This is a genomic window from Microbacterium umsixpiens (assembly GCF_053543675.1).
Genome location: NZ_JBLVOH010000127.1, coordinates 13,981 through 14,996 on the forward strand (window position 1 = coordinate 13,981; position 1,016 = coordinate 14,996).

Below are 1,016 nucleotides of genomic sequence, written 5' to 3' on the forward strand. Positions count from 1 at the left end.
ATCAGGGTGTAGACGACGGCGATGAACAGCGTCACGCCGAGGATCGCCTGCAGATCGAGCGAGAGGGCGCTCTTGTAGGCGTACTGGCCGAGCCCCGGCCACGAGAGCACCTGCTCGACGAGCACGGCGCCACCGAGCAGCGAGGCGAACATCAGCCCGGTCACCGTGAGCACCGGCAGCAGTCCCGCTTTGAAGACGTGGCGCCAGGTGATCGTCCGCGCCGGGAGGCCCTTCGCGGTGGCGGCTCGGATGTACTCGGCGTCCAGCACCTCGATCATGGCGGAGCGCACGAAGCGCAGCAGGCCCGAGACGGTGAGCGCGGTGAGGATGCCGACGGGGAGGATGAGGTGCCAGACGGCGTCGGCGAACACGTCCCACTGCCCGGCGAACACGGCGTCCAGCGTGTACATACCGGTGACGGTGGGCGGCGGGTCGTACTCGTTGCTCAGTCGCCCGCCGTTGGGGACGAGTCCGAGCGCGTAGAAGAAGACGTACAGAGCGACCAGGGCGAGCCAGAACGGCGGGGTCGAGAGCCCGACGAGGGACACGCCGCGGATGCCGCCGTCGATGGCCGAGCCCTTGCGGGTGGCGGCGATCATGCCCAGCGCGACGGCGATGACGATCGCGAGGATCATGGCGGGCAGCGCCACCTCGAGCGTCGCGGGGATGTACTGCGCGAGGTCCTGGGTGATCGGGCGGTGGGTCTGCTGCGAGATACCGAGATCACCCTGGAAGAGGTTCGCGATGTAGCGGCCGTACTGCACCCAGATGGGCTGGTCCAGCCCCCATTTCTGCTCGAACGCGGCACGCAGCTCGGGGTCGTCGTAGGCCTGCTGCGACAGGTTCGCGGCGGCCGGGTCCCCGGGGACGATGGTCATGAGCGCGAAGGTCACGACGGTGACCCCCCAGAGGAGGATGATCGCGCTGATCAGCCGGCGGCCGATCATCTGCAGGAGGGCTGGCATTGCTCGTTCGCCTTCGGTGAGGTGGTGAGAACCGGAGGTCGGCCGCCCGCC

General features: G+C 68.8%; 1 protein-coding gene. It reads right to left on the reverse strand.

All coding sequences use genetic code 11. The features are described from left to right. Positions 1-965: ABC transporter permease (locus ACNPM4_RS12660; RefSeq protein WP_448985922.1), on the reverse strand; the 965-nt coding region annotated here is incomplete at its 3' end. Positions 966-1,016 lie beyond the last annotated feature (51 nt).